Genomic DNA, 23140 nt, shown 5'->3' on the forward strand with positions numbered 1-23140 from the left:
CCGTGAAAATCAAAACGGAAGCGTTCGGTCGCTTCCGTTTTGTTAGTGGGCAAAGGATAAACGTTGAAGGCTAGAACCTAGCTCTTAGAACTTAAAGCTTGTAGGCTTCCACGGTTTTTATAGTGGTCCAATTGCTGTTGGCGTCTTGGATGAATTCTTGCGTATTCTCCAGCCAACGCTTTTGAACTGACTTATCTAAGTTTAAGTACAGCTTCCCACCTTCTACTTTCCAAGCTAGTGGGTCCGTTTCAAATTTCTTACCCATTGCCACACCAAAGGCACAATAGCCACCATATTGAGGTGCATAAGCCGATGGGTTAGATCGGAATTCATCTCGGTTTTCACTGCTCACAAAGTTATAAATCGCATTCTTATAAGTCGCTGTGAATTCAGATGTGCCTTTAACTGGCCCCTCATTGGCAAAGTAAGCAACAGGGTCATAACCTTTAATGGCGAGATCATTGTTGTCGACACTCATATCAAGGTCTGCTGCCATTAACGAAAAGCTGGTTCCTAGTAACGCGGCCAATAGAGTGATTTTTTGACTGGTCGATTTCATGTGTGACATATCAAGTTCCTTGTCAGTGTTGGTTATCTTGTTTGAAATAATTTAGCCCACTCGTCCGGTCTATAGAGGGACAAAAGAACTAAAAACTAAGCGAATCGTTCGGAGGGTGCATGGATCTGCTGTCACAATTAATGGAACACTTCTCGATACGCACTGGCGTTTTCTATTCTGGAAACCTGTGTGGGGTGTCGTCATTTAACGCGCAACAAGGCAAAGAAGGGCACCTTCACGTATTGAGAGCGGGGGAGTTGACCTTATCTGGTGCTCATATGGAATGCAGGCAGCTTTCTCAGCCCTGTATTATTTATCTGCCGAATAGCACACCACATGTAATTGAAGGTGTGGGAGAAGGTGCTGAGCTTGTGTGTGCGAACGTGGAGTATCGTTCAGGGCAGATGAATCCTTTATTATCGGCTCTGCCCGACATGATAGTGATTCCGTTTGAAGATGCACCGAACTTAATGCCTGTGATTGAGGTGCTGTTTCGAGAGTCGGGGCAAGCATCTTCAGGACAACAATCGTCAGGGCAGCAATACCTAATGGACAAGTTGAGTGATGCGTTGATGGCGTTGATTTTTCGTCATCTCATTGAACAGCAAAAAATCGATAGCGGCGTTTTCTCTGCTCTTGCACACCCAAGGCTTGCTGCTGTGGTGACGGCTATTCACCGGTTGCCTGCTCGCCACTTTTCGGTTGCAGAAATGGCGTCATTGGCCGCGATGTCTCGAACTCAGTTTATAGAAGCGTTCAAGCGTGAGGTGGGTGAAACGCCGGGAGATTACGTGCAAAAGTGGCGTGTTTCCGTTGCTCAATCTCTGTTACTGCAAAATAAGCCCATCAACTGGGTTGCCGATGAAGTCGGTTACAACAGTTATTCAGGTTTCTCACGCGCATTTCAGCATGTATCGGGTGTGTCGCCACGTCAGTGGTTAAAAGAGAGTAACGCATAAGAGGGAAAGGGATCTTGAAGTTTAAAGTTGCCAGTGAAAGCGAGTTAGTGCTTTCACTGGCAAGACGAACCTCATTGCATAAAAGAATGTTGCATCAAGGCAAATTACAGACTGAGAGGGGTCACTAGGCCTGTAATACGTCGTTGGCTAGATGAGCACTAACGAAGTAACCAGTGGCGCAGTGGCGTTTTTTCTATACCAGCGATCAATATAAAGCTCAGGGTAAAGGTGCCGAAGAACACGGTGATGTCTTTAGCTAGCTCAGTGATGCCCAATACTCCGCAGACATTGAACAGTAAAATAATGATCAGCAGATGGCAAACGTAAATACCCAGCATACGATTCGAGATAGCGCGAACCCATGCGTAATCGCCGATGTTTGGATTAACTAAAAGCCACATGAACACACCAATCCCCCACAAAGCTGTACCAAACAAGAAATCGTGAATATTAAAGGCGATATCAAATTGGGTTAGCCATGCCGCTTCGGCAAAGTGGATGACCATGCCTAACGCCAATAACCCTAACGCTTTGGCTGAGGACACTTTCCATTGATGCTGACGAATGAGGAAACCTAAGGTCACCATTAACGTGCTGAAGAACGGACCGTTACGCGTGAAGAAAGGGGCACTAAGGTCGGTTAAGCTTGTGTAGCTGCCCGCCAATACACCATAGACGTAAAGCAGAATGGCCACCGGTAGTAGAAGCTTATCGACTTTCATCTCTACCATTAAGGCGATGATCAAAACCGCGCACACAAGGGCGGGAATGAACCATAAATGTACCAACCCACCCTCTAAGAAAGAGTTGAGTGGGGTATTCATTAAGAAACCCCAATAGCCTTCACGTTCGCCTAGATAGCCAAACTCTTCTACTTTCGCGAGATTGAATGGCATCACTAAGCAAATGATGCTCCATGCCAACCAAACTTTGAGTAGTGGTTTGGAGTAGTTGATGAAGGCTGTCCAAGGTGATGCTGTGAGCTTAGGTTGAATCAGATAGCCTGAAATAAGGAAGAACAGAGGCACGGCAAAACGAGCGGTTTGGTTGAGCACATAACCGATCCAAGGCACTTCATCTATTTGCCAATAAGTGAGTGCCATTTGGCCGTGCAAACCAATGATCGCCAAGATAGCAATCACTCTGCCTAACTCGATACTGGCGATGTGTTGTGAAGGCGTATGTTGAACGGAAGACATATCAGATCTCTCAGTAAAATTTTTACGAAATCTAGCAGCCTTTATGCCCAACCAGTTAGTCCTAAATCAAGGCTTATGACCTTTGTTTCAAGGCTTGTGTCGGTTTTTTGAAGCTTGTCGCAGCTATATTAAATCCATTGCAGTGAGTGCAAATATACCTAGTGTACAAGTGATAAGAGAAACAACAGTAGTAAGAGCGATGATGTTAGCCGCGAGTGTTGAGTTTCCTCCCATCGCACGCGCCATAACATAGCTTGCCGCTGCCGTTGGTGCTGCGCTCATCAAGAAGATAAGTCCGAGATCGAGCCCTTCAAACCCTAAGTACCAGCCAGCCAGTGTAGTCAGTAAAGGTGACGCGATTAACTTGTAACTAGAGGCGAACCACGTAGACAACTTTTCTTGTTTAAGCGAACTAATATCTAGAGAACCACCAGTACAAAGTAGAGCCAAAGGCAAAGTCATGTTGGCAAAGTATTGCCCAGCATCAGTCACCATTTTTGGAATGGGAATTGAAAGTGCATAGAAGACGACTGCTAAGAAAATAGCGATGATTAACGGGTTTTTGGTGATGGACTTGGCGATCACTTTAATGGCTTTAGCGCCGGTGTCTTTGCCTTTGGGTGTCAGTGCTATCACGGCTTGAATATTATACAGCACGGTCAGAGATGCGACATAGATAGCAGCCAATGCCACGCCTTGGTTGCCATAAATATTAGCCACGTAGGCGAGGCCGATGATCGCGGTATTAGCGCGGAATCCACCCTGGATGATCACACCTTGATCTTTAGAGCTTTTGAATACCAACTTGGTTGAGAAAATCGTGAACAAGAAAAAGACAAAGTTAGCGATGACGCCAAAAGCAACTAACGCGCTACTGGCTGAAAAATTGTGATTTGATTGAACAATACTAAGAAATAGCATCGCGGGTAGGGTGACTTGAAATACCACCTTGGACGCGACATCAATGAAATTATCATTGATCAAGCCAATTCGCTTGAGCATCACACCAAGAAACAGCATTAAACAGATAGGGCCTGTTACCGACGCCGAAAACGCAAACTGTTCCCAAAGTGTGTTCATTGTTTTTCCTTTAGTTAGTCGATTTCAATTTCCCTTGAATACTGTCGCATTTTTCCACAGTTTCTGACATCAGAGAAAACAAAATAAGTGTTTTGCAAATAAAAATTGCAAAAAAGAACGAACGTGCTAAAAATAAAGCATGAGATTTATTATTGGTGAATAATGAGCAAGGGAAAGATAACCAAAGAGTATATTTTGAGCCATGCATTTGCACTTGCGAGTGAGAATGGGCTTGAGAGTTTGACGATTGGCGAGTTAGCCAAGCAGTGTGGCATGTCTAAGAGTGGATTGTTTGCGCACTTCAACTCTAAAGAAAACCTGCAACTCTCTGTACTCGAGTACTCCAACGCCATATTCACTGAGAGAGTCATCATTCCGGCGAGAGAGTTGGGCGACGGTGATATTGAAGCCAAGCTTAAACAACTGCTCGATAACTGGCTGGGTTGGAATCATTCATTCCAAGGCAGCTGTATGTTTATTGATGCTTGGAAAGATGCAGGCAGCGAAACGTCTGTGATTCAGAAGGCACTACAGAAAACCATTTCAGTGTGGATTGATTACTTGACGATTCAGGTAGCAAAAGCGGTTGAGAGCAAACAGTTCAGGGCCGATTTAGATCCAAAACAGGCAACCTTTGAGTTATATGGCCTTTATTTGAGTGCGAACTTGTTCTACTCGTTACGAGGTCAACAAGCGAGCCACACCCATTTTTGGAGTGGTGTAGAACGCTTGGTAGCCAGTTGGAAAGCGGTTTAATACATACAGCAGGTTAACTCGTAAGCCACTTAGCTCGCAAATCATGAAGTTCGAAAATCATGGAATTCGCAAAGCATGTGACCTTGCTTAGTTAAGGTTTGCAAAAGATTTTAAGAGAAGTGGCGGCAAGCAGTCATAAATAGCGTTTTCGCCATTTTTTATACTAACAAATAGCACGGTCGTTCGATTTTAGGGCCGAGCTCGATCCGCCAACAATGATGGCGATACAAGGAACGGTCATGAGTGACAAAATCTATTTCAATACATCGAACAAATTTAGCTTCAAGCGTAGCTTGATTGGCGCTACAACCAATCTGCACTACATTTTAGCGCCAAGTCATGCGAAGAAAACGGCACGTAAGCTGCTGCTCACTCCAATGCGTACTGAGCAGAAAAATGCCGATCCGCAAGGGCTGGTCAAGAGTGAAATCAATGGTCGTGATGGTGTTTTAAAAACCTACTCTTTGGGTACCGGTCCAGTTTGGGTGTTAACTCATGGTTGGTCAGGCACCGCGAGTCAGTTCTTTCCTTTAATGGAACATATCGCAGCTAAAGGTTTTACGGCTCTAGCTTACGATCATCCTGCTCATGGTGGCAGTGATGGGGTACATGGTCATATCCCTGCGTTTGTGAACGGTCTTGAAGCCATTCTCGATTCAGTGGGAGAGGTAGCAGGTTTGGTCGGTCATAGCATGGGTACCGCTTCTGCATTGGAATGTAAGCACGTTAAATTGGAAAACAAGCCGTTATTGCTGATTGCACCTGTACTGGATTATCTAGAAAACCTATTTGGCAGTGTTGCTCGTTCTGGTTACTCAATGAAACTGTTTGAGGCGGTAGTCGGAGAAGTAGAAGAGCAGTTTAACTACCCAATTCAGTCTGTGGATCCCTATGGAAAGCTAGCGCTTCGTGAGTCTCAGACGATCATTGTTCATGATGAGCAAGACAAGTTTACTAAGTTTGATGTCTCTCAGCGTGCAGCTAATGAAATGGATCGTGTCACCTTAATCGCGACTCAAGGTCAAGGCCACGGACGAGTGATGAAGTGCCCGCAAGTGTTCGAGAGCTTTGATAACTTGATTGGCTAAGCTTAACGAGCGCAAGTCAGTAGAACGCCAGTTAAGAAAACAAATAATAAAAAGGCCAACCAGATATTCTCTGGTTGGCCTTTGATTTAGGGATTTAGTTGATGCTTAGTCAGTATTTAACTAAGCACTATTTTTAGTTAGCAGCTTGCTGGACCGATCTCTTTCCACACGCCCCATTGGCCTGTCGTTGTTGGATCTTCACCTGTTGTCCACCACTTCGCTTCCCAAACTTTACCGCCTTGAGTCACTTGATCACCGCCATTGTAGACCGCGCCTGAATCCCAAGCGTTAGTACACGTACCGCCGCCTGTGGTTTTCTTCAGGACTTTCACTGAAGTAGCCGCGACTGATGTATCTGTACCATCACTCACTGTCACAGAGAAGTTCAGTACCGTGTCTTGCGTGTATTCCGCCGCGACAAAGCTTACTGAAGCGCCTTGAACAGTAGCATCAATACCTGCAGGTACATCCCACGTGAAGGACAGCGTGTCTTGGTCTGCATCGCTCGAAGCTGAAGCATCAACCACGACTACATCACCCGAATTCACTTCAGTTGGAGCCGTAACCACAGCTACTGGAGCGGTATTAACTGGACCTGTGTCTTTAGGGTTTACCGTTACCACAACGGTGTCGGTGGACGTTGCGCCTTCGTTGTCTGTTACGGTTAGGCTGAATGTCAGAGTCTCTTGTTGTGTGACTTCCACTACATCGAAACTCGCAACAGCCGCATTCGCGCTGGCCAGAGTTACCGCCGTTCCGCTTACTTGTGACCAAGCGTAGCTCGCAATTGTACCGTCGCTGTCTTTTGAAGCGCTGCCATCTAGAGAAACAGAAGCAGGGCCTTCAACCGATTGATCTGCGCCCGCTGCTGCGGTTGGTTTACGGTTTACAGGGTCAGTAGTTCCACCTGCTAGACCTTCATGCATCGCATTTAGGATATCGCCGTTATCCGCATCAATTTCCCAAGAGAATAGACCCGCAAGGCCAAGGCTACGAACGTATGCGCCTTTTGCTTTCACTGAGCGGTCATCATCAAATGTGATCAACTTGCCTGAAGTACGGTTCCAAACGTAAGGCGCATCTGCCATTTCGTCGTAGCCATATTCAAAGCCGTTGATGCCTTGGTTGTTTGCACCAAGCATGTTCGCTTTTATGCCTTTGTAGTCAATAACGCCATCTTCCCATACGCCTTGCGCAGAGCTGCCGGTTAGTTTGCCATTACCCACGCCTGTCATTGGATCGCTAGGATCTGAAAGTGATGACGGTAATACGCCCTCCCAACCACGACCGTACATTGCTGTACCAACCACAAGTTTGTTCGCTGGAACGCCTTGCGCAAGAAGCAATTGGATGCCGTTGTCTGTAGTGTAGGCTGGGCCTGTGTACTGTTCGCCATTTTCATCTAGCCCTGTACCATCACATTGACCCGGGCGCATGAAGTTACCGCAGTTCAGTGCTGTTTGGTGGCCTAACACGTTGTTCCAACCGCCGTAGAAGTCGTAAGTCATTGCGAAGATGTAATCCATGTATTGGATTGCTTCACCATAGTTCACGTCTTCGATCTTGTCGTGACCGACACCAATCGCAGAAGTTAGCTCGTAAGTACGACCGTTTTCCGCTTCTAGTTGATCAAGCATAGTGCGAAGTTCTGCCATCAGTGCAATGTAAGCTGGGCCATCATTCACAGGGTCACCAAGGTCTGGCGCCGCACCGCCTCCACCAGGGAACTCCCAGTCGATATCTACACCATCGTAGAATTTCCACGTGTTAAGGAATTTCTTAACCGATGCAATGAAGGTGTCTCGGTTAGCTTTAGTTGTGAAGTCGAAGAATGGGTCAGACAGCGTCCAACCACCAATCGATGGAATGATCTTCAAATCAGGGTTACGCTGTTTTAGCGCCATCATCATCGCGTAGTTACCCTTGATAGGTGAGCTGTATTCATGACCCGCTTGCGGGAAACTCTTTTGGAAAGCCGCCCAAGGGTCGTGAATCACCACTTCGTAATCGTTAACGCCCTGACATGCTGTCATGAGTGCGTTGTAACTGTTGCCGCCCACTGATTTTACTGATTCGTTAGGACCACAAATTGGGATGAAGCCATAAAGGATATGGGTCAAATTGTCAGCAGGTAGGTTATCGACTGTGTAATCACGGCCATAGATGCCCCACTCAACAAAGTAAGTACCGACTACCGTGTTTGGGTCTGTGTTGTATGACTTGTTGTTTGGATCCACATTCATCGCAAGTGGTGCTAGGTGTGATCCATCGGTATCGGCAATCGTGATTTTAGCGGGTGCGCTTTTGCTACAACCTGTTTCGTCACACGCTTCGATTTCCATATCGAATAAGCCGCCTTGGCCGTATTCGAATGAAGCCGTGGTTTGGCTGCCAGTGATTGGGCCTGTGGCTACTTTAACGCCATCAAAGTAGATGTTGTACGTGTTTCCTGACGTTCCGCTCCATTGGTTGAACTTAACGTCGACTTTTGCTTTATCGTGATATTTAACCATCTGGTTGTAGCCAGAGGTGGTTTCCATCGCGAGTTCAATTTTAGAAAACTGTAGGTTGTTGGAACCGTACATATCAATGCTAGGTGCTGTTGGCGCGGCCAATGCTGTACCAGATAGCGCTAGAGCAATACTCGCAGCACAGGTGTTTATACGAATCATACTATTTCTCTCATTCCTTGAAGGTTTAGAACCAAGTGGTCCTAGAATCGGCTCCCGTCAGTTTTGAAGGAGCTTCCCCGTCAGTATTCGAGAGAGTTTTAATTTCATGACTGAAAATAAATCCGTTTTCGATGGACAACTAAAAAATTGTATCTTGTTACAATTCTGTTGCTTAATGAATGAGAGGCTGAGTCCATGTTTTATAAAATAAACCGCACTCAGAAGGAAAGTCTCATAAGTGAAATTACACGACATGAAGTTATGAAAAAGTGCGGTAAGCTATTATTAAATATCGCAAACTGAAGCGGCATCACAATCTTAAGCTCGTCATACCGGTGCTTGTAAGGGGCAGGTAGTATTGATGTAAGAGGGGTTACTAAACAAAGCGCTGTTGAAAGTATTATTTTTTGAATTGTTCAGCTAATACTGAGCGTCGTTGCTGCATGAGTCCTTGAGTCTCACCCGCTACAGTATCTTCATACCCTTCTTTTATGAATTGTTTGGATGGTGTGTTCGGCACTAGCCGCTTTAAACGAGGTGAATTGTAGGTACCGCTAATGGTATAAATCGTTGGGCCTGAACCTGTATTGATCGTGACATCGTTACCATCAAAATCAAACGAGGTACTGATGAAACGATAGTTCATCATCACACCATCATCGGAAAGTGTAAGAATATCTGTTTTGTAAGGTGGAGCACCAATCTCGATCCATGTGCCATGGACGTTACTTGGGCTTACAGATTTTTGGTAGGCTTGGTAGCCAAAATAGCCGACGGAGAGGGCAATCATAAAGCCAGCCATTAAGAAGGCGTAGAGTAACGAATTGGCCAATATATCGCTGCTTTTCGTGGTATTTTTAGCCATTATCTCTTCATTTTAGTTACTCATACTGGTGATGATTCTATAAAATAAAACGATAGGTTGCAAAGGTTCTTATAAGAGTTAGAAGCAGGATCGAATGTTCTTTTGAATCAAACTGCCTCAGTGATTTTTTACCCACACATTCAGTCTTCATGCTTTGTTAAGGAATATTTACTTAGAATGATTAGGTTGTATACCCAATGTCACGCCTAAAATGATTTCATCTCGAACGAAATTTAACTTCGAAAGGTCAACAGATCCTAAGCTATATTCATTTATTTCTTGTAGGACAGTCTCGAATTGGTTAAAACAATTAGCACCTAAATTTACGCATAGGCTTATTCGTTGAGCCTAGTAATGCAATTTTGAGATAACAAGGAAGTACAATGATTAAAGAAAATACATACTTTGAAGGCGGTGTTAAGTCGTTAGCGTTTAACCAGTCTGGTGCTGATGTGAGTGTTGGTGTGATGGCCGCTGGTGAATACACATTCGGTACTGCAGCTCCGGAAAAGATGACTGTTGTTAAAGGTGCTTTAATTGTAAAGCGTGTTGGCGATGACGATTGGACTACATTCCAATCTGGTGAGTCTTTTGACGTTGCGGGTGACTCTTCATTCGATTTACAGGTTAAAGAAGCGACAGCTTACCTGTGTGAATACTTGTAGGAAGGCCTGAGTTCGTTCATCTCTGGCTTAATAGAAAAAACCACGCTCTAGGAGCGTGGTTAAATAAGTGATAATAACCGGCAGTGGATAGTGTCACTTGTTTTTACAGTCATCAAATGGATGACCAAATTGTTGTTCGTTGCAAAATCTCTTCAATCTTTAACTTCAATTCAAAGCTAAAAGCGCAAAGACGTCGTCAATTAGTAAGTCTCAAAAACGCCATTGTTGTAGTCCTGAATCGTCTGTTCAATTTCTTCCATCGAGTTCATGACAAACGGACCATAGTGCACAACAGGTTCATTAATCGGCTCACCAGAAAAAATCAGTACACCTGAATCTTCTAAACTACTCAAAGACAGCAAGTCAGCTTTAGTGAGTAACGCAAGTTGACCTTGGTTGATGACTTTATCACCGATCTTAATACTGCCTCGGTACACGTAAGTCATGGCATTGTGATTAACATCTATCCCTAATGTTATTTTTTGCCCAGAATGAGATCGCCAATCCGCTACGCTTAACGGCACACCTGTTTGTTGCAGTGGGCCTTGCGTTCGTAAAGCCTCTATATCATGGTCAGCTAGGTTATGCAGTTCGAATACACCAGCAATAACTCTCAATAAACCATTTTGTTCACTTTGATGCTCCGCGATGCTTTCATTTTGGAAGTCGTGATATTGCGCTGGTTGCATTTTGTGTGTTGCAGGCTGGTTTATCCAAATCTGAAATCCATGAAGTACACCTTCTTCCATCATTGGCATTTCGCTGTGAATCACACCACGACCCGCGGCCATCCACTGTGCACCACCGCTGCGAAGCTCTCCAACATTCCCCATGTGATCTTTGTGCTGGAAGTGACCTTGCAGCATGTAAGTGAGCGTTTCTATCCCACGGTGAGGATGTGGAGGAAAGCCGCCAACATAATCTTTGCTTTCATCCGACTTAAGTTCATCAATCATTAAAAATGGAGAGAAACGCGTGTTATTGAAACCAGCAAGTCTTTGTATTTTTACGCCATCACCATCGGAGGTAGCGTGTGCTGCAATCACATGATCTACTGCTCTTACACTCGTCATTTTGAAATCCTCATAAACTTGAATAGCTGTAGTTTATGTAATTTGATTTAAAAAGAAGATGGCACAGTGTTGAGTGACTTATTCGAAAATTTTGAACAGGTAAGAATATGAAATTATGTCTATACTTGAATAGAGAGCAGACCGCCAAGGAGGCCGCTATGGCAGTACAGCAAAAACATGGCGAAAGGCAAGGTCGGATGGGCTTTGATAACGATTTTACAACGGAGCAAGGTCAGCGTTTTACAGAGGTTGCGAATAAAGCGGTTAAGCGCCGTGTTAGAAAGCACCAAGCAGATGGGCCTTTTATACACTCGGCCAAGCAAGCCGCTTTTAAAACCGTTGCTAAATCTAAGAACGAAAACCGAAATTTAGTACGACAAGTCGTATGGATTATTGTTATTGGCTTAGTGAGTTTATGGGCCATGTATATGGCAGGCTAGCGTGGACGCGTTTTTAATAACGTAACATTGTTCCCTTCGACCTTCGCTTCAAGACAACCTTCAAGCTCAGATGATTCCGATTCTGAGAAGGCGAGGTTCGTTGGTAGCTCTTCTATCAAGGTTGATACGGGATTATCGTGATAATAAGCGTATCGATTTTTTCCTGAATGTTTGGCAACATACATCGCTTTATCAGCACATCTCGTCAGCTCATGTAATTCTTGAGCATCTTGCGGGTACAACGAAACCCCAACACTGAGTGTCAATTCCTTGATTCTCTCGTTTGTCTGGCAACCACTTTCGAATAGCCCACAAATCCGGTCTAAAATACCGTCTAGATCTTTGCGAGTTGGTACATCGTAGAGCATCAAAACAAACTCATCTCCAGCAAAGCGCGCAATCGAATAATCGTATTCATGACTTACCCTGTCTCTGGTTCGGATGTTGTTGCTCAAACGATTCGCAAAATGCTGCAAAACACTGTCTCCGACGTCGTGCCCGTAGCTATCATTAATGCCTTTAAAGTCATCTATGTCCAAAAAAACTAATGCAGTCAGTGAGCGTTCACTATCCACTGTCGCAAGTTTTTCTGTCGCCCAGCGTTCAAAGCTCCAACGGTTTGCCAAGCCTGTTAGTTGATCTCTATAGGCCAGATCTTCAATCCCCTCTTTATATAGGCGTTGAATATAACTGACGGCTTTTGTGTAGTAATAAGCTGATGTGTGACATACCAAGCTCATTGTAAATAAGCTAAGAATAAATCGGTGTGAGCTGCTAAAAGGTAAAGAAAAGCTGCTAGGCATCGCTGTAATCAAGGTGCTGATAAATACACAAAATGAGGTACTGAATATAATGCCAATTCTAAAATCGTTTATGAAAATAACGGCAGCCAAAATCGGGTAGAGCCAAAGTGTCCGCTCGGGAATGGCGTGACTGTACAAGAATAGGATGACTCCTTGAACGAGCAGAACACCACTTAGAATCAATTCTGAATACTCAGCGGCAGTGACTTTTTTTACGTAAAATGCATTGGAGATAGCAATAAGTGCAAAACACAGTTCGAAAATTGACAGCGTGTAATGCTGACCTTGGAAGTAAGCCCAAGTGTAGAATGTGAATAACGCAGCGGCAGCCAGTGAAAAGGAGTGGACAATTTTTTGCTTGCGAGTGGATCGTATGTCCGCCATTTCTTCTAGGTGTCTGCCGACGAGCCTTTTCATGTGATTTGTGCCAAAAATTTTGATAATTGATGTTAATAGTAGATGAAATAAAACTCATAGCAGAGTGTTAGTGACCTTTTTAGTGTGACTACTATCAAGGTTTCATATTTAAATGATGAGTGATTCACAATAAATAGTGATGCGAGTCACTAACGGTGCAGATGTATCCGAGAGTGAAACAATCAAGGTTCTAGTTGCAGGAAGTTACTTGGCTATTATCTACTTGCTTTCCAATACGTGACTCAACATAGTTTGTAGATAGCTAATGTTTATAGATACCTAAATTTGATAGAGGCTCATAATGTTAATTACCTTTAGTTGCAAAGCTCATGCTAGCGTCACGATGTTTGGTGAAGTCGGTCTTCAGTTCATTAAGATGCTTGGACATAGTGGCACTATCCCAGGAGCAATTGATGCATCAGAGGTTTCTCAAGCGTTAAGCAATTTGCGTGCTGCGATCGCCGCTGAGCAGAGCAAGCTGGTAGAGCAAGAAAATGCCGATGATGACAGTGAAGAAGCAGTTGTTGAAGCGCCTGTTAATATCGGTAGCCGAGCTTTCCCGTTAGTTGAACTATTGAAAGCGGCCATTAAAGACGAATGCGAAGTGATGTGGGAAGACGGCAGCGGTAAGCGATTGTAAGAGTATTCGAGCTCTTCGAATCAGAAAACAAACGTTTTCATAGGTTGACTAATAAATGCAAACTGAAACAATAAGTCGCATTTATAGAAGTGTGTTGATCTAAAGGGAATTTGATGAGCTCTTATTCTCACGTTCGCAGTTACGCCAGTTTATTCAGTGTCTTATCGTTGGCGTTTGCATCAGCTCCGAGTGCCGCTGATATGTCAACAACGCCCGTCATTGGTGGCGTGTTTAGCTCCAGTGAAGTGTTGAAAAATCAGGTGCTTTCAAGCCTAAGTTATTCTGCCAAACTCACTCGTGATGCAGCTCTTTTCACCATTGGTGGCGTTACATTAGATGCGTATATTCTCGCTCTCCCTTTAGATGTCAAAACCAAAGCCAGAGTCGTTGCTCAGTTATCTAACCCGACGTACTCAATTCCTTTGGGTTATTTTCTCTATAGTTATTACGACCGCTATTCAGGCTTGGGCAGTGAAGATGTGTTCAAATCTTACTTGTCGACGGTTTATGATAAGCAGGCGCTAAAGGGCTTTGAACATAGCCTTTATCATGTTGGAGATAAGCCAACCTCAGAGCATCACGAGCCAGATACCTCGACTGAAGCAACGGGACATCATGAAGGTATTCGTATCGATGAACAGTTCATTGCCAACATGGTGATTATCTACGATGCGTTATTCGAAATTGGTGTTTGGCAGGATATGGACACGCTCCCTGCGAATTACACATACTTAACCAATAGCCCTGAAGATCTAGCGATCATCGCTCAGATTCAACCGATCATCGTTGATTTGATCGGTAAAGCGGCATTGGGAATGGATGACGGCGACATGAAGTCTGCAATGTTGGCGATTGCAGAAGATGGTAAACCAGAAAACGCTGATAAGCCGAATAACAAAGCACAAGCTCTTACCATCACGCTTATTGATTTTGTGCGCTTAAACTTGCTGAAAGCCTACCGACAGTTTGTGTTTAAAGAAGAACGCGCAGCAGCGCTAGATGATTGGATGCAGCAAGCGTTCAGTGACCAGCCTGATGCGCTCATTCAGTTCTTAGATTCCCAACAGCACAAACGTTTTGCAGTTCAAGTGACGGTCGATGGTTTACAGCAAGGATTGATCGAAGGTTTGGTCGATGATAATGCGCCTTTCATTTCAGTGGCTTACCAAAATCATAAAAACCGAGCGCAATACAAACCTCAGCTAGAAAAGGTCATTGAGCCAGAACATCAACAACAGGTGAGGTTCATGGAAGTTCTGTCTGAACAAACCTACCGTGATCCGAATTATCTTCCGTTCTTCAAAAATCTCTATCAAGAGCATCGAGACAATATTAGCCGAGTGGGTATCTCTTCAACTCCCACAATCAGTGTACGTAACCTACCTATCATTAAAACGGGCGCGAAAGTATCGGGGCAAGGTGGTACGGGTATCCCTAATTTCCACTTTGTTGACCGAGAGATCGACCGAGCTTATTACTTCTTCGGCAATGATGCCCTGCAGTTGGATGTGTTGATGGCGAACAACAAGGTGCAGACCATGTTTGATCGCCTTGATTACCTTAAAACGCTGAACTGCAACGCCCAATTCGATTGGAATGCTCATACCACTTATGATGGGTTAGTGAACCTAGGCTTGGGTGAGTCACTGCGTGATTATGGTGAGAAACGTTGTGTGAAAGAGCTTCAAGAACGTTCAGAAGTCGAAGTGGTTTTGCAAGAAAAGCGTCAAGCCTTGATAGAAGATATTGAAGCGTACCAGTCTATATCTAGCTTTGATTTTTTCACTAAGTTTTCAAAGAGAACTCAGGTTAAACAGTCGATCACTCAGTTTGCCGAGTTAGATGGAAAAGGGATGCCAGACTACACCTTGGTTTATAACCCATGGCCGGATCACTTCGCACACTTTACCGGTCCTTTTAGTGACGAAATTCTGATGCCGACTGGAGAGCTCAACCGACTGGACTATTGGATTCGCCAGATTGAAGCGACCTACCGCAGTGCAGGCGTTTACGATAAAACGCTATGGGGCATGGCCGGGGATCATGGTTTAACGCCGGTGTTCTACGCGCTCAATCCCGAAAAGCAGGTGTTTGAAGGCTTACAAGCAGAGCTAGAGTATCCAATTGTGGTTAAGAAAATATCTTCAGACGAGGGGGAAGGGCCTAAAATCACCAATGCTCTAAGCTATCCAAGCTCGAAAGAATTGGATGTGGTGGTCGCCTCTACTGCTGGTGGTAACTTTATGATGGACTTCTTTAATTCGGCTAAAGGGTGGCAGGTTCAGCCGGTTTACCAAGAACTCACGCAGTGGTCTCCGATTGCAGCGCCAGCTGGTCAGAATATCGACATCATTAATCAGATAGCGCAACGCTTGCCTGAAAGTCTTGAGTATATGGTCGTAAGAGAAAGCACATGTGATCAACAACGTTGCGCTGTTCGTGTGATTGGCAATCGTGATTTAAAACGGGTCGATGAATTGATCACACGTGAAGGTGACAAGCTTTTCTATGAGTCATTGGAAGATAACCGAGCGCCGATTTTGCTCAATACGCAAAGGTTAAATCCATACCTAGCATCACCAAGCGAAGCTGATTTTTCACAGTACTCTCTATTAGTAGAAAAATGTATTAATCGAGCGGTTAAGGCGGATGTGACAACGTGGTGTAGCAGTGCTGAGTGGACTTCATTGACGCAACCAACGCCTCGACCAGATTCAGTGAATCAACTGGCTAATATTTACCTTGAAGATAGGGCTGGCACGGTTAACTTGTTCCCTAAAGCGGGAATTGGTTACAACACTAAGGTGCCGGGTCGTCATGCTGGTGAGGATTACTTAGAGAAAGATGCCTTCATCGGATTCTGGGGAGCGCCAATTGGCGATAACTCTCAGCAACTGAAAATCGAAGCTAATGGCTCTTTGGCTCCAACGCTGTTTGAGTATTTGACCGGAGAACCTGTGATCGAAGGTGAGAACGGTTGGGGTTTTCCGTCGTTGCTGAATAAGTTGGATGTGTCTAAGAATAATTAAACTCTATTATTTATCGTTTAGGTTACGATACCGTAAAGCGAATCTAATGTGGCTTTTATTAGCCACTTTAGACTTCAATCAACTGCTCAATACAATCGATGTTTAGTTTGCTTGGGGCTCCTATTAAATACCTTAACTAACGACTCCTTTCCAATACCTCTTCACGACATAACACATTTTAAATAAAGTGATGCTGTTCACGCTTTCTTGACTCCCAATTCTGAACTAAGAATTTTTCCTAGTTATTCTAAGACCCTCTCTCATGCGGTCGCTTTTTAGACTCCTTATTATTTCATCATCGAATTGCAAAGAGTGCATGGTCAGTAATGTTCCGTGCAGACCTCATCAATAATAAGAGAGTTCACAATGTTAAAGTTCCTAGATCAGGTTAGAAAACCGACGCTGGATCTTCCGGTCGAAACTAGAAGAAAAATGTGGTTTAAACCATTCCTACAATCGTACCTAGTCGTATTCATTGGCTATTTGACCATGTATTTAATCCGTAAGAACTTCAATGTCGCGCAAAACGACATGATTTCTACTTATGGATTATCAATGACCGATCTAGGTCTTATTGGTCTTGGTTTTTCAATTACTTATGGTATTGGTAAAACGGTTGTTTCCTACTACGCGGATGGCAAAAACACCAAGCAGTTCCTGCCATTCATGCTTATCCTATCTGGTCTTGCCATGTTGGGCTTTAGCTTCAGCTTGGGTGGCGGCAGCGCTAGCTTATTCATGATGGTTGCCTTCTACGCATTGAGTGGTTTCTTTCAAAGTACCGGTGGTCCTTCAAGTTATTCGACTATTACTAAATGGACGCCTCGTAATAAGCGTGGGTCGTATTTAGGTCTTTGGAACATGTCACACAACGTAGGTGGTGCAGGTGCTGCTGGTGTAGCGCTGTTTGGCGCTAACTACTTTTTTGATGGCAACGTAATTGGTATGTTCGTGTTCCCATCGATCATCGCGATTGTGGTTGGTTTTATTGGGATGCGTTTTGGTAACGACTCTCCAGAAGCATACGGTTTAGGTACAGTTGAAGAGTTGTTTGACGAAGAAATCAGCGAAGAAGATACTATTGCTGAAGAAAATCAAATGACTAAGAAAGAGATCTTTGTTGAATATATCCTTAAAAACAAAGTGATCTGGTTACTCTGCTTCGCGAATATCTTTTTGTACATTGTTCGTATCGGTATCGATCAATGGTCTACCGTTTATGCGTATCAAGAGTTAGGTCTATCAAAAGAAACGGCTATTTCAGGCTTTACTCTGTTTGAAGTTGGCGCTCTGGTCGGTACATTAATGTGGGGTTATTTATCAGACCTTGCTAACGGACGTCGTGCTTTAGTTGCTTGTGTATCGCTTGGACTGATTATTGTATCTCTAGAGTTTTATCAGCATGCAACGAGCGAGTTCATGTACCTAGCATCACTATTCGTACTTGGCTTCCTAGTATTCGGTCCTCAGCTGTTGATTGGTGTTGCTGCGGTAGGCTTTGTTCCTAAGAAAGCAATCAGTGTGGCTGATGGCGTGAAAGGCACATTTGCTTACCTAATTGGTGACAGTTTTGCCAAACTTGGCCTAGGCATGATTGCAGACGGAACGCCTATTTTCGGCTTAACAGGTTGGAAAGGGACATTTGCAGCACTCGATACTTCTGCTGCCATTTGTATTGTTTTACTGCTGTTCGTTGCTATTGCGGAAGAGAAGAAGATTCGTCACGCGAAGAAGATGCACCTAGCGGCTCAAAACGCGTAGCTTGTCTGAGTACTTGTTCTCGCGCATTTGTTGTCGCAAAGAGAGTTTCGGGTAGATAGTTTCACGTGATTTATTGGTTTAAAGCACGTGAGATCATACCAATCGTTAGTTCGATTCAGTATCATCTCTACCAATAAACTTAATTTTAGATAGCTCCTGTTGGGGCTATTTTTCTTTCTCACTCTTAATTTTGGTTAATATCATGATTAATGTTGCGCTTGTTGATGACCACGTCATTGTTCGATCTGGCTTCGCTCAATTACTCAGTCTTGAAACTGATATAACGGTCGTGGGGGAGTTTAACTCTGCGGCAGAAGCGCGCCTCGGACTGCCAAGTTGTCACCCTGATATCGTTATCTTGGATATTTCAATGCAAGATGAAAGTGGCCTGAGCTTATTGGAAGAGATTCCATCTGGCATTGCTAGTATTATGTTGAGCGTACATGACTCTCCGGCGATGGTTGAAAAGTCATTAGAGTTAGGAGCTAAAGGTTATCTCAGTAAACGCTGTAGCCCTGATGAGTTAATTCAGGCCGTACACACGAGCGCAAATGGCGGCTGCTACCTTACGCCAGATATCGCCATAAAACTTGCGACACCAATGAAGAATAAAGCCTCGTTAAATCAGCTCACCCGCAGGGAAAGCGAAGTGTGCCAGTTATTGGCGACAGGGCTCGACGTGAAATCTATTGCTGTCGAGTTAGGGGTTAGCCATAAAACGGTACATGTGCACCGTGCCAATGCCATGGACAAACTCAATGTTAAGAACAACGTTGAGTTAGCTAAATTGTTCGCTCAAGACCAGTACTAATGCGTTCTTATCTAGCCACCTCCTTATGCGGGGTTTTTATGGCTGGCTGTGCATGGTTCTGTTTATGGGTTATTGCCTTCTATTTCATTAATGACCCTGAGTTAGCCATTCTGCTTTTCCCATTCTCACTCCGGTTAGGAATGACGCTGCACACTCGCACTCACTATTGGCCTGCTATCTATATTGCAGAGTGGGGGCTCGCGATTGCCCTAGCTCTCCTACTTGATGAACCTCAATGGCTGACGATACTAATCGCCAGTGGACTAAGTATTCCAGCCACTCTAATTGCCAAACGTTATTATTCTGGTGACCTGAATCGTCACTTGTTGGTGATGGCGAGCTTAATCATGGTCACAGCACTCATCAATGTTGCCGCGGTCAGTTCTCATGTTCCGGCTGTTTACATGGTGTGGTTGGTGAGCACCACAGGTGGTTTGATGTTAGTGCCGATGTGTTATCTGGTATGGAATTACCTATTCCAAAACAAGTGGGCGCCACTGAGCTCTTACTTAATCAACAATGTCATTGAGTTCAAAATCCGTCACATCGCTTTATACAGCCTCTTGTTGGTCGTCAGTATTTTGATACAAACCAGTTTGCCAGATGAGCTAAGGCGCTTCGCCCCGTTCTGTATGGCTATCCCTATTATCTTGCTCGCCGTTCGTTATGGATGGCAAGGCGCCTTGCTCGCTACCCTGCTAAATAGCGTCGCGTTGATTGCAGCCCACAGTGGCACGTCCAAACTCGAAATTACTGATTTACTCTTGTCTCTTTCCGCTCAGACCATCACAGGTATTTTGCTTGGTTTAGCTGTTCAAAAACAAAAAGATCTCAACTCGAAATTACGCAGTGAGCTCTCTAGGAATCAAAACCTTTCCCGTCAGCTAATCACGGCTGAAGAATCGGTTCGTCGTGATATTGCCCGTGAGTTACATGATGAGATAGGCCAGAACATCACGGCAATTCGGACTCAAGCGAGCATTATCAAACGTGTCGATGCGGCTGAAATGAGCGTTCGCTGTGCTGGTACGATTGAATCATTGTCGTTGAATGTTTATGACACCACTAAGCGTTTGCTAACAAAGCTAAGACCAAAAATGTTGGACGACCTTGACCTGAAGGACTCCGTTGAACAGCTCATACGGGAAATGGAGTTTTCAGATCACGGCGTTGATATCCAGCTAAATTGGCACGGTGACTACTCATGTTTGAGTGACACGCTCAAGGTTACTCTCTTCCGACTGTGCCAAGAGTCTTTAAACAATGCCCACAAATATGCTGAAGCAAGTGAAATTAGAATAGAACTGATTCTAGATGATCAAGCTTATCTTCGAATTACAGACAATGGTGTTGGTTTTACAGCGCAGGATCTTCTCAAAGGAATGGGTGTTCGTGGTATGCAAGAGCGTGTTCAGGCGCTCGGTGGCAAGATGGCAATCAACGCTAATGACTCTTCTTCGGGTACTAATATCAGCGTTACATTACCTAAAGTGTGAGAACGAATATGTTTGGATTTCTGCGCTCAACAACGTCAAAAAGTCATACTCTAAGCGATGATGAGGTCAATCAGCGTTATCGTTATTGGCGTCTTCACATCATGATAGGAATGTATGTCGGCTATGCAGGTTTTTACTTCACTCGTAAAACCTTTAATTATGCCGCGCCAGCCATGATCACCGATCTTGGCTTAGACAAAGGCGATATCGGCTTGATTGGCACGCTCTTTTATCTTTCTTACGGCTTAGCTAAGTTTATTTCAGGCACCATATCGGATCGGTCGAACCCGCGTTACTTCATGGGGCTCGGCCTAATCGCGACAGGCTTGATCAATATCGCGTTTGGTTTTTCTAGTTCGTTGGCGGCTTTTATATCGCTTTGGGTGCTTAATGCATGGTTCCAAGGCTGGGGCTGGCCATCGTGTTCCAAGTTATTGACGACCTGGTATTCTCGCTCCGAAAGAGGCTTTCGCTGGGCTATATGGAATACAGCACACAACGTTGGTGGGGCATTGATTCCTATTCTCGTCGGCTATCTAACTCTCCAATACAGTTGGCGATCTGGGTTCATATGGCCGGGTGTGATTGGTGTTTTTATTGGTCTTATCGTCTGTTTGCGCTTACGTGATAAGCCCACGACCATGGGGCTTCCGACGGTAGGGAAGTGGCGCAATGACCATCTAGAATTGGCGCAAGAGAGCCATGGGCAAGGGTTAAGCTATCGAGAGATCCTGAAAGCCTATGTGTTCAGCAATAAGTACATTTGGCTGCTCGCCTTTAGCTATGTGTTGGTTTACATCGTAAGAACGGCAGTTAACGACTGGGGCAATTTATATCTCACCGAAGAGCACGATTATAGTTTGATAAACGCCAACGCTGCGTTGTCTCTGTTTGAGATTGGCGGTTTCGTTGGTTCACTTGTTGCTGGATGGGGATCGGATAGGCTGTTTGGTGGTAACCGTGGTCCCATGAATATCCTGTTCGCGATTGGTATCTTCCTCTCGGTATCCGCTTTATGGCTTATGCCTCTAACCAACTTTGTGTTTCAAGCGGCTGGGCTGTTTTGTGTAGGCTTTTTTGTGTTTGGCCCTCAAATGCTAATAGGTATGGCTGCCGCGGAATGCTCACATAAAGACTCCGCAGGAGCTGCGACAGGCTTTGTTGGCTTATTTGCCTATATGGGTGCAGCACTTTCTGGCTACCCATTAGCGCTCGTTCTAGAAACTTATGGTTGGAGTGGGTTCTTCATTACCATCTCGACTTGTGCGGCCGTTATTGGCTTGCTGCTACTGCCTTTCCTACAAGCCCAATCGCCTCAGAAAAGTGCAGAGGTTCGCTCTGGCTTTTAAGGGATTTCTTCGTAAATAAGATAGCTGCTAATGGTCCTCTGGTTATTATGCAGCTACCCTATCTTCAGCGTTTTTTATACGTAGCATTCAAATGTGACTCTTTTCACGCTTTTCATGGTTCTCACCTGTTTCTAAGAATTTTTCCTATTGCGTCTAAGACCTCATCTCATGTGGGTTCTAGCTGCTCTCTGTAGTCTTTCTAATTATTTACGTTATTAGAAATTAGCTCTCTGAATTGTGTTCAAAGGGCTCACTACGGAAAACGCCATGTCACTCAGCCACTTCTCAGAATACTCATTTTTCCCAATGGAAAACACCATCCAAAATTATGCATGGGGGAGTATTTCTTCGATACGTGAACTGTTTGGCTTTAAGAATGAGTCACAAGAGCCGCAAGCGGAAGTTTGGATGGGAGCGCATCCAAAAGGTTGCTCAATGGTTAAGCTTGACCAACATTTGGTGCCTCTCTCTGAGCTGATTAACAAGAATAAACCCGCTTATTTATCTACTGATATTGCGCAGGAGTTCGGTGAACTGCCGTTCTTGTTTAAGATCTTGGCAGCGGAAAAAGCGCTATCGGTCCAGGTCCACCCAAACAAGCACCAAGCCGAGTTAGGCTTTGCGAGAGAGGAGCAAGCAGGAATCCCTCTGACTGCAGGGCATCGTAATTACAAAGACTCTAACCATAAACCTGAATTGGTTTACGCGATCACTGAATACCAAGCGATGAATGGCTTTCGAGAATTTAACGAAATATTAGGTTTGTTCAGAAGATTAGACTCTAGCGTGCTCGCTGGCTTGATTGAAGAGTTTGGGACCCACCTTGACTCTCTAGGTTTAGAAGCGTTTTTCCGTGATCTATTAACGCTTAATGACCAATGTAAACATCAAGCACTAGAGCAACTTCTGACTTACGCAGAGGCTCACCAAGATCAAACAGAATTTGCATTGATCATTGAACTTAGCCATCAGTACCCGAACGATATCGGTCTGTTTTGTGTTCTGCTGCTTAACTTGATCACACTAAAGCCAGGTGAAGCGATGTATTTGAATGCGAACACTCCGCACGCTTATATTAAAGGTACCGGGCTTGAGATTATGGCAAATTCAGACAACGTGCTACGAGCAGGTTTAACGCCAAAACACATTGATGTCGCTGAGTTAGTCGCCTGCACAAAATTCATGCCAATTCCGTTCGAAGGCTTGTTGTTAGAGCCATCAAAACTGGGTAAATGTGATTGTTATGATATCCCGGTCAGTGACTTCAATTTCAATATCTTTCATCGTCCTCATCAAGAAGAAGTTATCACAAGTGGCGCTGAAATTTTAATGGCAATAGATGATGACCTAGTGCTAATGAGTCAGAAAGGCGAGCACTTAACCCTCACCAAAGGGCAATCGGTATTTATCCCAGCTTATATTGGCCATTACGAATTGAGCAGCAAAGGGCGAGTGGCGAGAGCGTTTAATTAGCGAAG

Annotated in this window: 19 protein-coding genes; 12 read left to right on the forward strand and 7 right to left on the reverse strand. The window is 44.5% G+C overall.

Annotated elements, in window-relative coordinates:
* Positions 1-91: 91 nt before the first annotated feature.
* Positions 92-568 (reverse strand): YHS domain-containing (seleno)protein, encoded by a 477-nt coding sequence (locus ACED28_RS12670; protein WP_009846117.1) that lies wholly within the window; start codon positions 566-568, stop codon positions 92-94.
* A gap of 110 nt (positions 569-678) precedes the next feature.
* Between ACED28_RS12670 and ACED28_RS12675 the strand changes: the two genes are divergently transcribed.
* Entirely contained in the window at positions 679-1518 is an 840-nt protein-coding gene (locus ACED28_RS12675) for an AraC family transcriptional regulator (RefSeq protein ID WP_012601206.1), read from the forward strand.
* Positions 1519-1676: 158 nt separating this feature from the next.
* On the opposite strand, the gene ACED28_RS12680 is transcribed toward ACED28_RS12675, so the two are convergent.
* Both ACED28_RS12680 and ACED28_RS12685 read right to left on the reverse strand, forming a co-directional pair.
* Positions 1677-2717: an acyltransferase gene (locus ACED28_RS12680; protein ID WP_371709980.1), complete on the reverse strand. Its 1041-nt coding sequence runs from the start codon at positions 2715-2717 to the stop codon at positions 1677-1679.
* Between the two features lie 123 nt (positions 2718-2840).
* Positions 2841-3797 carry an AEC family transporter gene (locus ACED28_RS12685; protein ID WP_009846120.1) on the reverse strand — a complete coding sequence of 319 codons (957 nt, stop codon included), beginning with the start codon at positions 3795-3797 and terminating at the stop codon, positions 2841-2843.
* A gap of 162 nt (positions 3798-3959) precedes the next feature.
* Between ACED28_RS12685 and ACED28_RS12690 the strand changes: the two genes are divergently transcribed.
* Positions 3960-4553 (forward strand): TetR/AcrR family transcriptional regulator, encoded by a 594-nt coding sequence (locus ACED28_RS12690; RefSeq protein ID WP_004732750.1) that lies wholly within the window; start codon positions 3960-3962, stop codon positions 4551-4553.
* Positions 4554-4792: 239 nt separating this feature from the next.
* Positions 4793-5641 (forward strand): alpha/beta hydrolase, encoded by an 849-nt coding sequence (locus ACED28_RS12695; RefSeq protein WP_371707002.1) that lies wholly within the window; start codon positions 4793-4795, stop codon positions 5639-5641.
* 137 nt (positions 5642-5778) lie between these two features.
* Here the strand turns inward: ACED28_RS12695 and ACED28_RS12700 are convergent, their stop codons facing one another.
* Both ACED28_RS12700 and ACED28_RS12705 read right to left on the reverse strand, forming a co-directional pair.
* Positions 5779-8313, reverse strand: a complete 2535-nt coding sequence (locus tag ACED28_RS12700) for a glycosyl hydrolase family 18 protein (RefSeq protein ID WP_371709981.1) — start codon at positions 8311-8313, stop codon at positions 5779-5781.
* Between the two features lie 400 nt (positions 8314-8713).
* The gene (locus ACED28_RS12705; RefSeq protein WP_065679371.1) at positions 8714-9178 is read right to left on the reverse strand and encodes a DUF2850 domain-containing protein; all 465 of its coding nucleotides are present in this window, start codon (positions 9176-9178) and stop codon (positions 8714-8716) included.
* Positions 9179-9561: 383 nt separating this feature from the next.
* Between ACED28_RS12705 and ACED28_RS12710 the strand changes: the two genes are divergently transcribed.
* Positions 9562-9843, forward strand: a complete 282-nt coding sequence (locus tag ACED28_RS12710) for a pyrimidine/purine nucleoside phosphorylase (protein WP_009846125.1) — start codon at positions 9562-9564, stop codon at positions 9841-9843.
* 200 nt (positions 9844-10043) lie between these two features.
* On the opposite strand, the gene ACED28_RS12715 is transcribed toward ACED28_RS12710, so the two are convergent.
* Positions 10044-10916, reverse strand: a complete 873-nt coding sequence (locus ACED28_RS12715) for a pirin family protein (protein ID WP_371709982.1) — start codon at positions 10914-10916, stop codon at positions 10044-10046.
* Positions 10917-11074: 158 nt separating this feature from the next.
* On the opposite strand from ACED28_RS12715, the gene ACED28_RS12720 reads away from it, so the two are divergent.
* Complete coding sequence (locus tag ACED28_RS12720; protein ID WP_009846127.1) at positions 11075-11356, forward strand: hypothetical protein; 282 nt, start codon at positions 11075-11077, stop codon at positions 11354-11356.
* On the opposite strand, the gene ACED28_RS12725 is transcribed toward ACED28_RS12720, so the two are convergent.
* Positions 11353-12543 carry a GGDEF domain-containing protein gene (locus tag ACED28_RS12725; RefSeq protein ID WP_032499235.1) on the reverse strand — a complete coding sequence of 397 codons (1191 nt, stop codon included), beginning with the start codon at positions 12541-12543 and terminating at the stop codon, positions 11353-11355. The genes ACED28_RS12720 and ACED28_RS12725 overlap by 4 nt on opposite strands.
* Before the next feature lie 334 nt (positions 12544-12877).
* Here ACED28_RS12725 and ACED28_RS12730 point away from each other — a divergent pair, with 334 nt between their 5' ends.
* The 7 genes from ACED28_RS12730 (at position 12878) to manA (ending at position 23135) form a co-directional block, all read left to right on the forward strand.
* Positions 12878-13216, forward strand: a complete 339-nt coding sequence (locus ACED28_RS12730) for a DUF1840 domain-containing protein (protein ID WP_139683568.1) — start codon at positions 12878-12880, stop codon at positions 13214-13216.
* 113 nt (positions 13217-13329) lie between these two features.
* Positions 13330-16245 (forward strand): alkaline phosphatase family protein, encoded by a 2916-nt coding sequence (locus ACED28_RS12735; protein WP_371709983.1) that lies wholly within the window; start codon positions 13330-13332, stop codon positions 16243-16245.
* Between the two features lie 366 nt (positions 16246-16611).
* Positions 16612-18006 (forward strand): hexose-6-phosphate:phosphate antiporter, encoded by a 1395-nt coding sequence (gene uhpT / locus ACED28_RS12740; protein WP_009846131.1) that lies wholly within the window; start codon positions 16612-16614, stop codon positions 18004-18006.
* A 202-nt stretch (positions 18007-18208) separates the two neighbouring features.
* Positions 18209-18817: a transcriptional regulator UhpA gene (gene uhpA, locus ACED28_RS12745; protein WP_371709984.1), complete on the forward strand. Its 609-nt coding sequence runs from the start codon at positions 18209-18211 to the stop codon at positions 18815-18817.
* Complete coding sequence (gene uhpB / locus ACED28_RS12750; RefSeq protein WP_032499231.1) at positions 18817-20313, forward strand: signal transduction histidine-protein kinase/phosphatase UhpB; 1497 nt, start codon at positions 18817-18819, stop codon at positions 20311-20313. Before uhpA ends, uhpB begins: the two co-directional genes overlap by 1 nt.
* 8 nt (positions 20314-20321) lie before the next feature.
* A complete protein-coding gene (locus ACED28_RS12755; RefSeq protein ID WP_017097783.1) occupies positions 20322-21662 on the forward strand; it encodes an MFS transporter in 1341 nt (446 codons plus the stop codon).
* Between the two features lie 267 nt (positions 21663-21929).
* On the forward strand, positions 21930-23135 hold the full coding sequence (manA, locus tag ACED28_RS12760; protein WP_371709985.1) for a mannose-6-phosphate isomerase, class I: 1206 nt from the start codon (positions 21930-21932) through the stop codon (positions 23133-23135).
* The last annotated feature ends 5 nt before the right edge of the window (positions 23136-23140 follow it).

Source organism: Vibrio sp. 1F253 (genome assembly GCF_041439295.1).
Classification (GTDB): Bacteria; Pseudomonadota; Gammaproteobacteria; order Enterobacterales; family Vibrionaceae; genus Vibrio; species Vibrio tasmaniensis_A.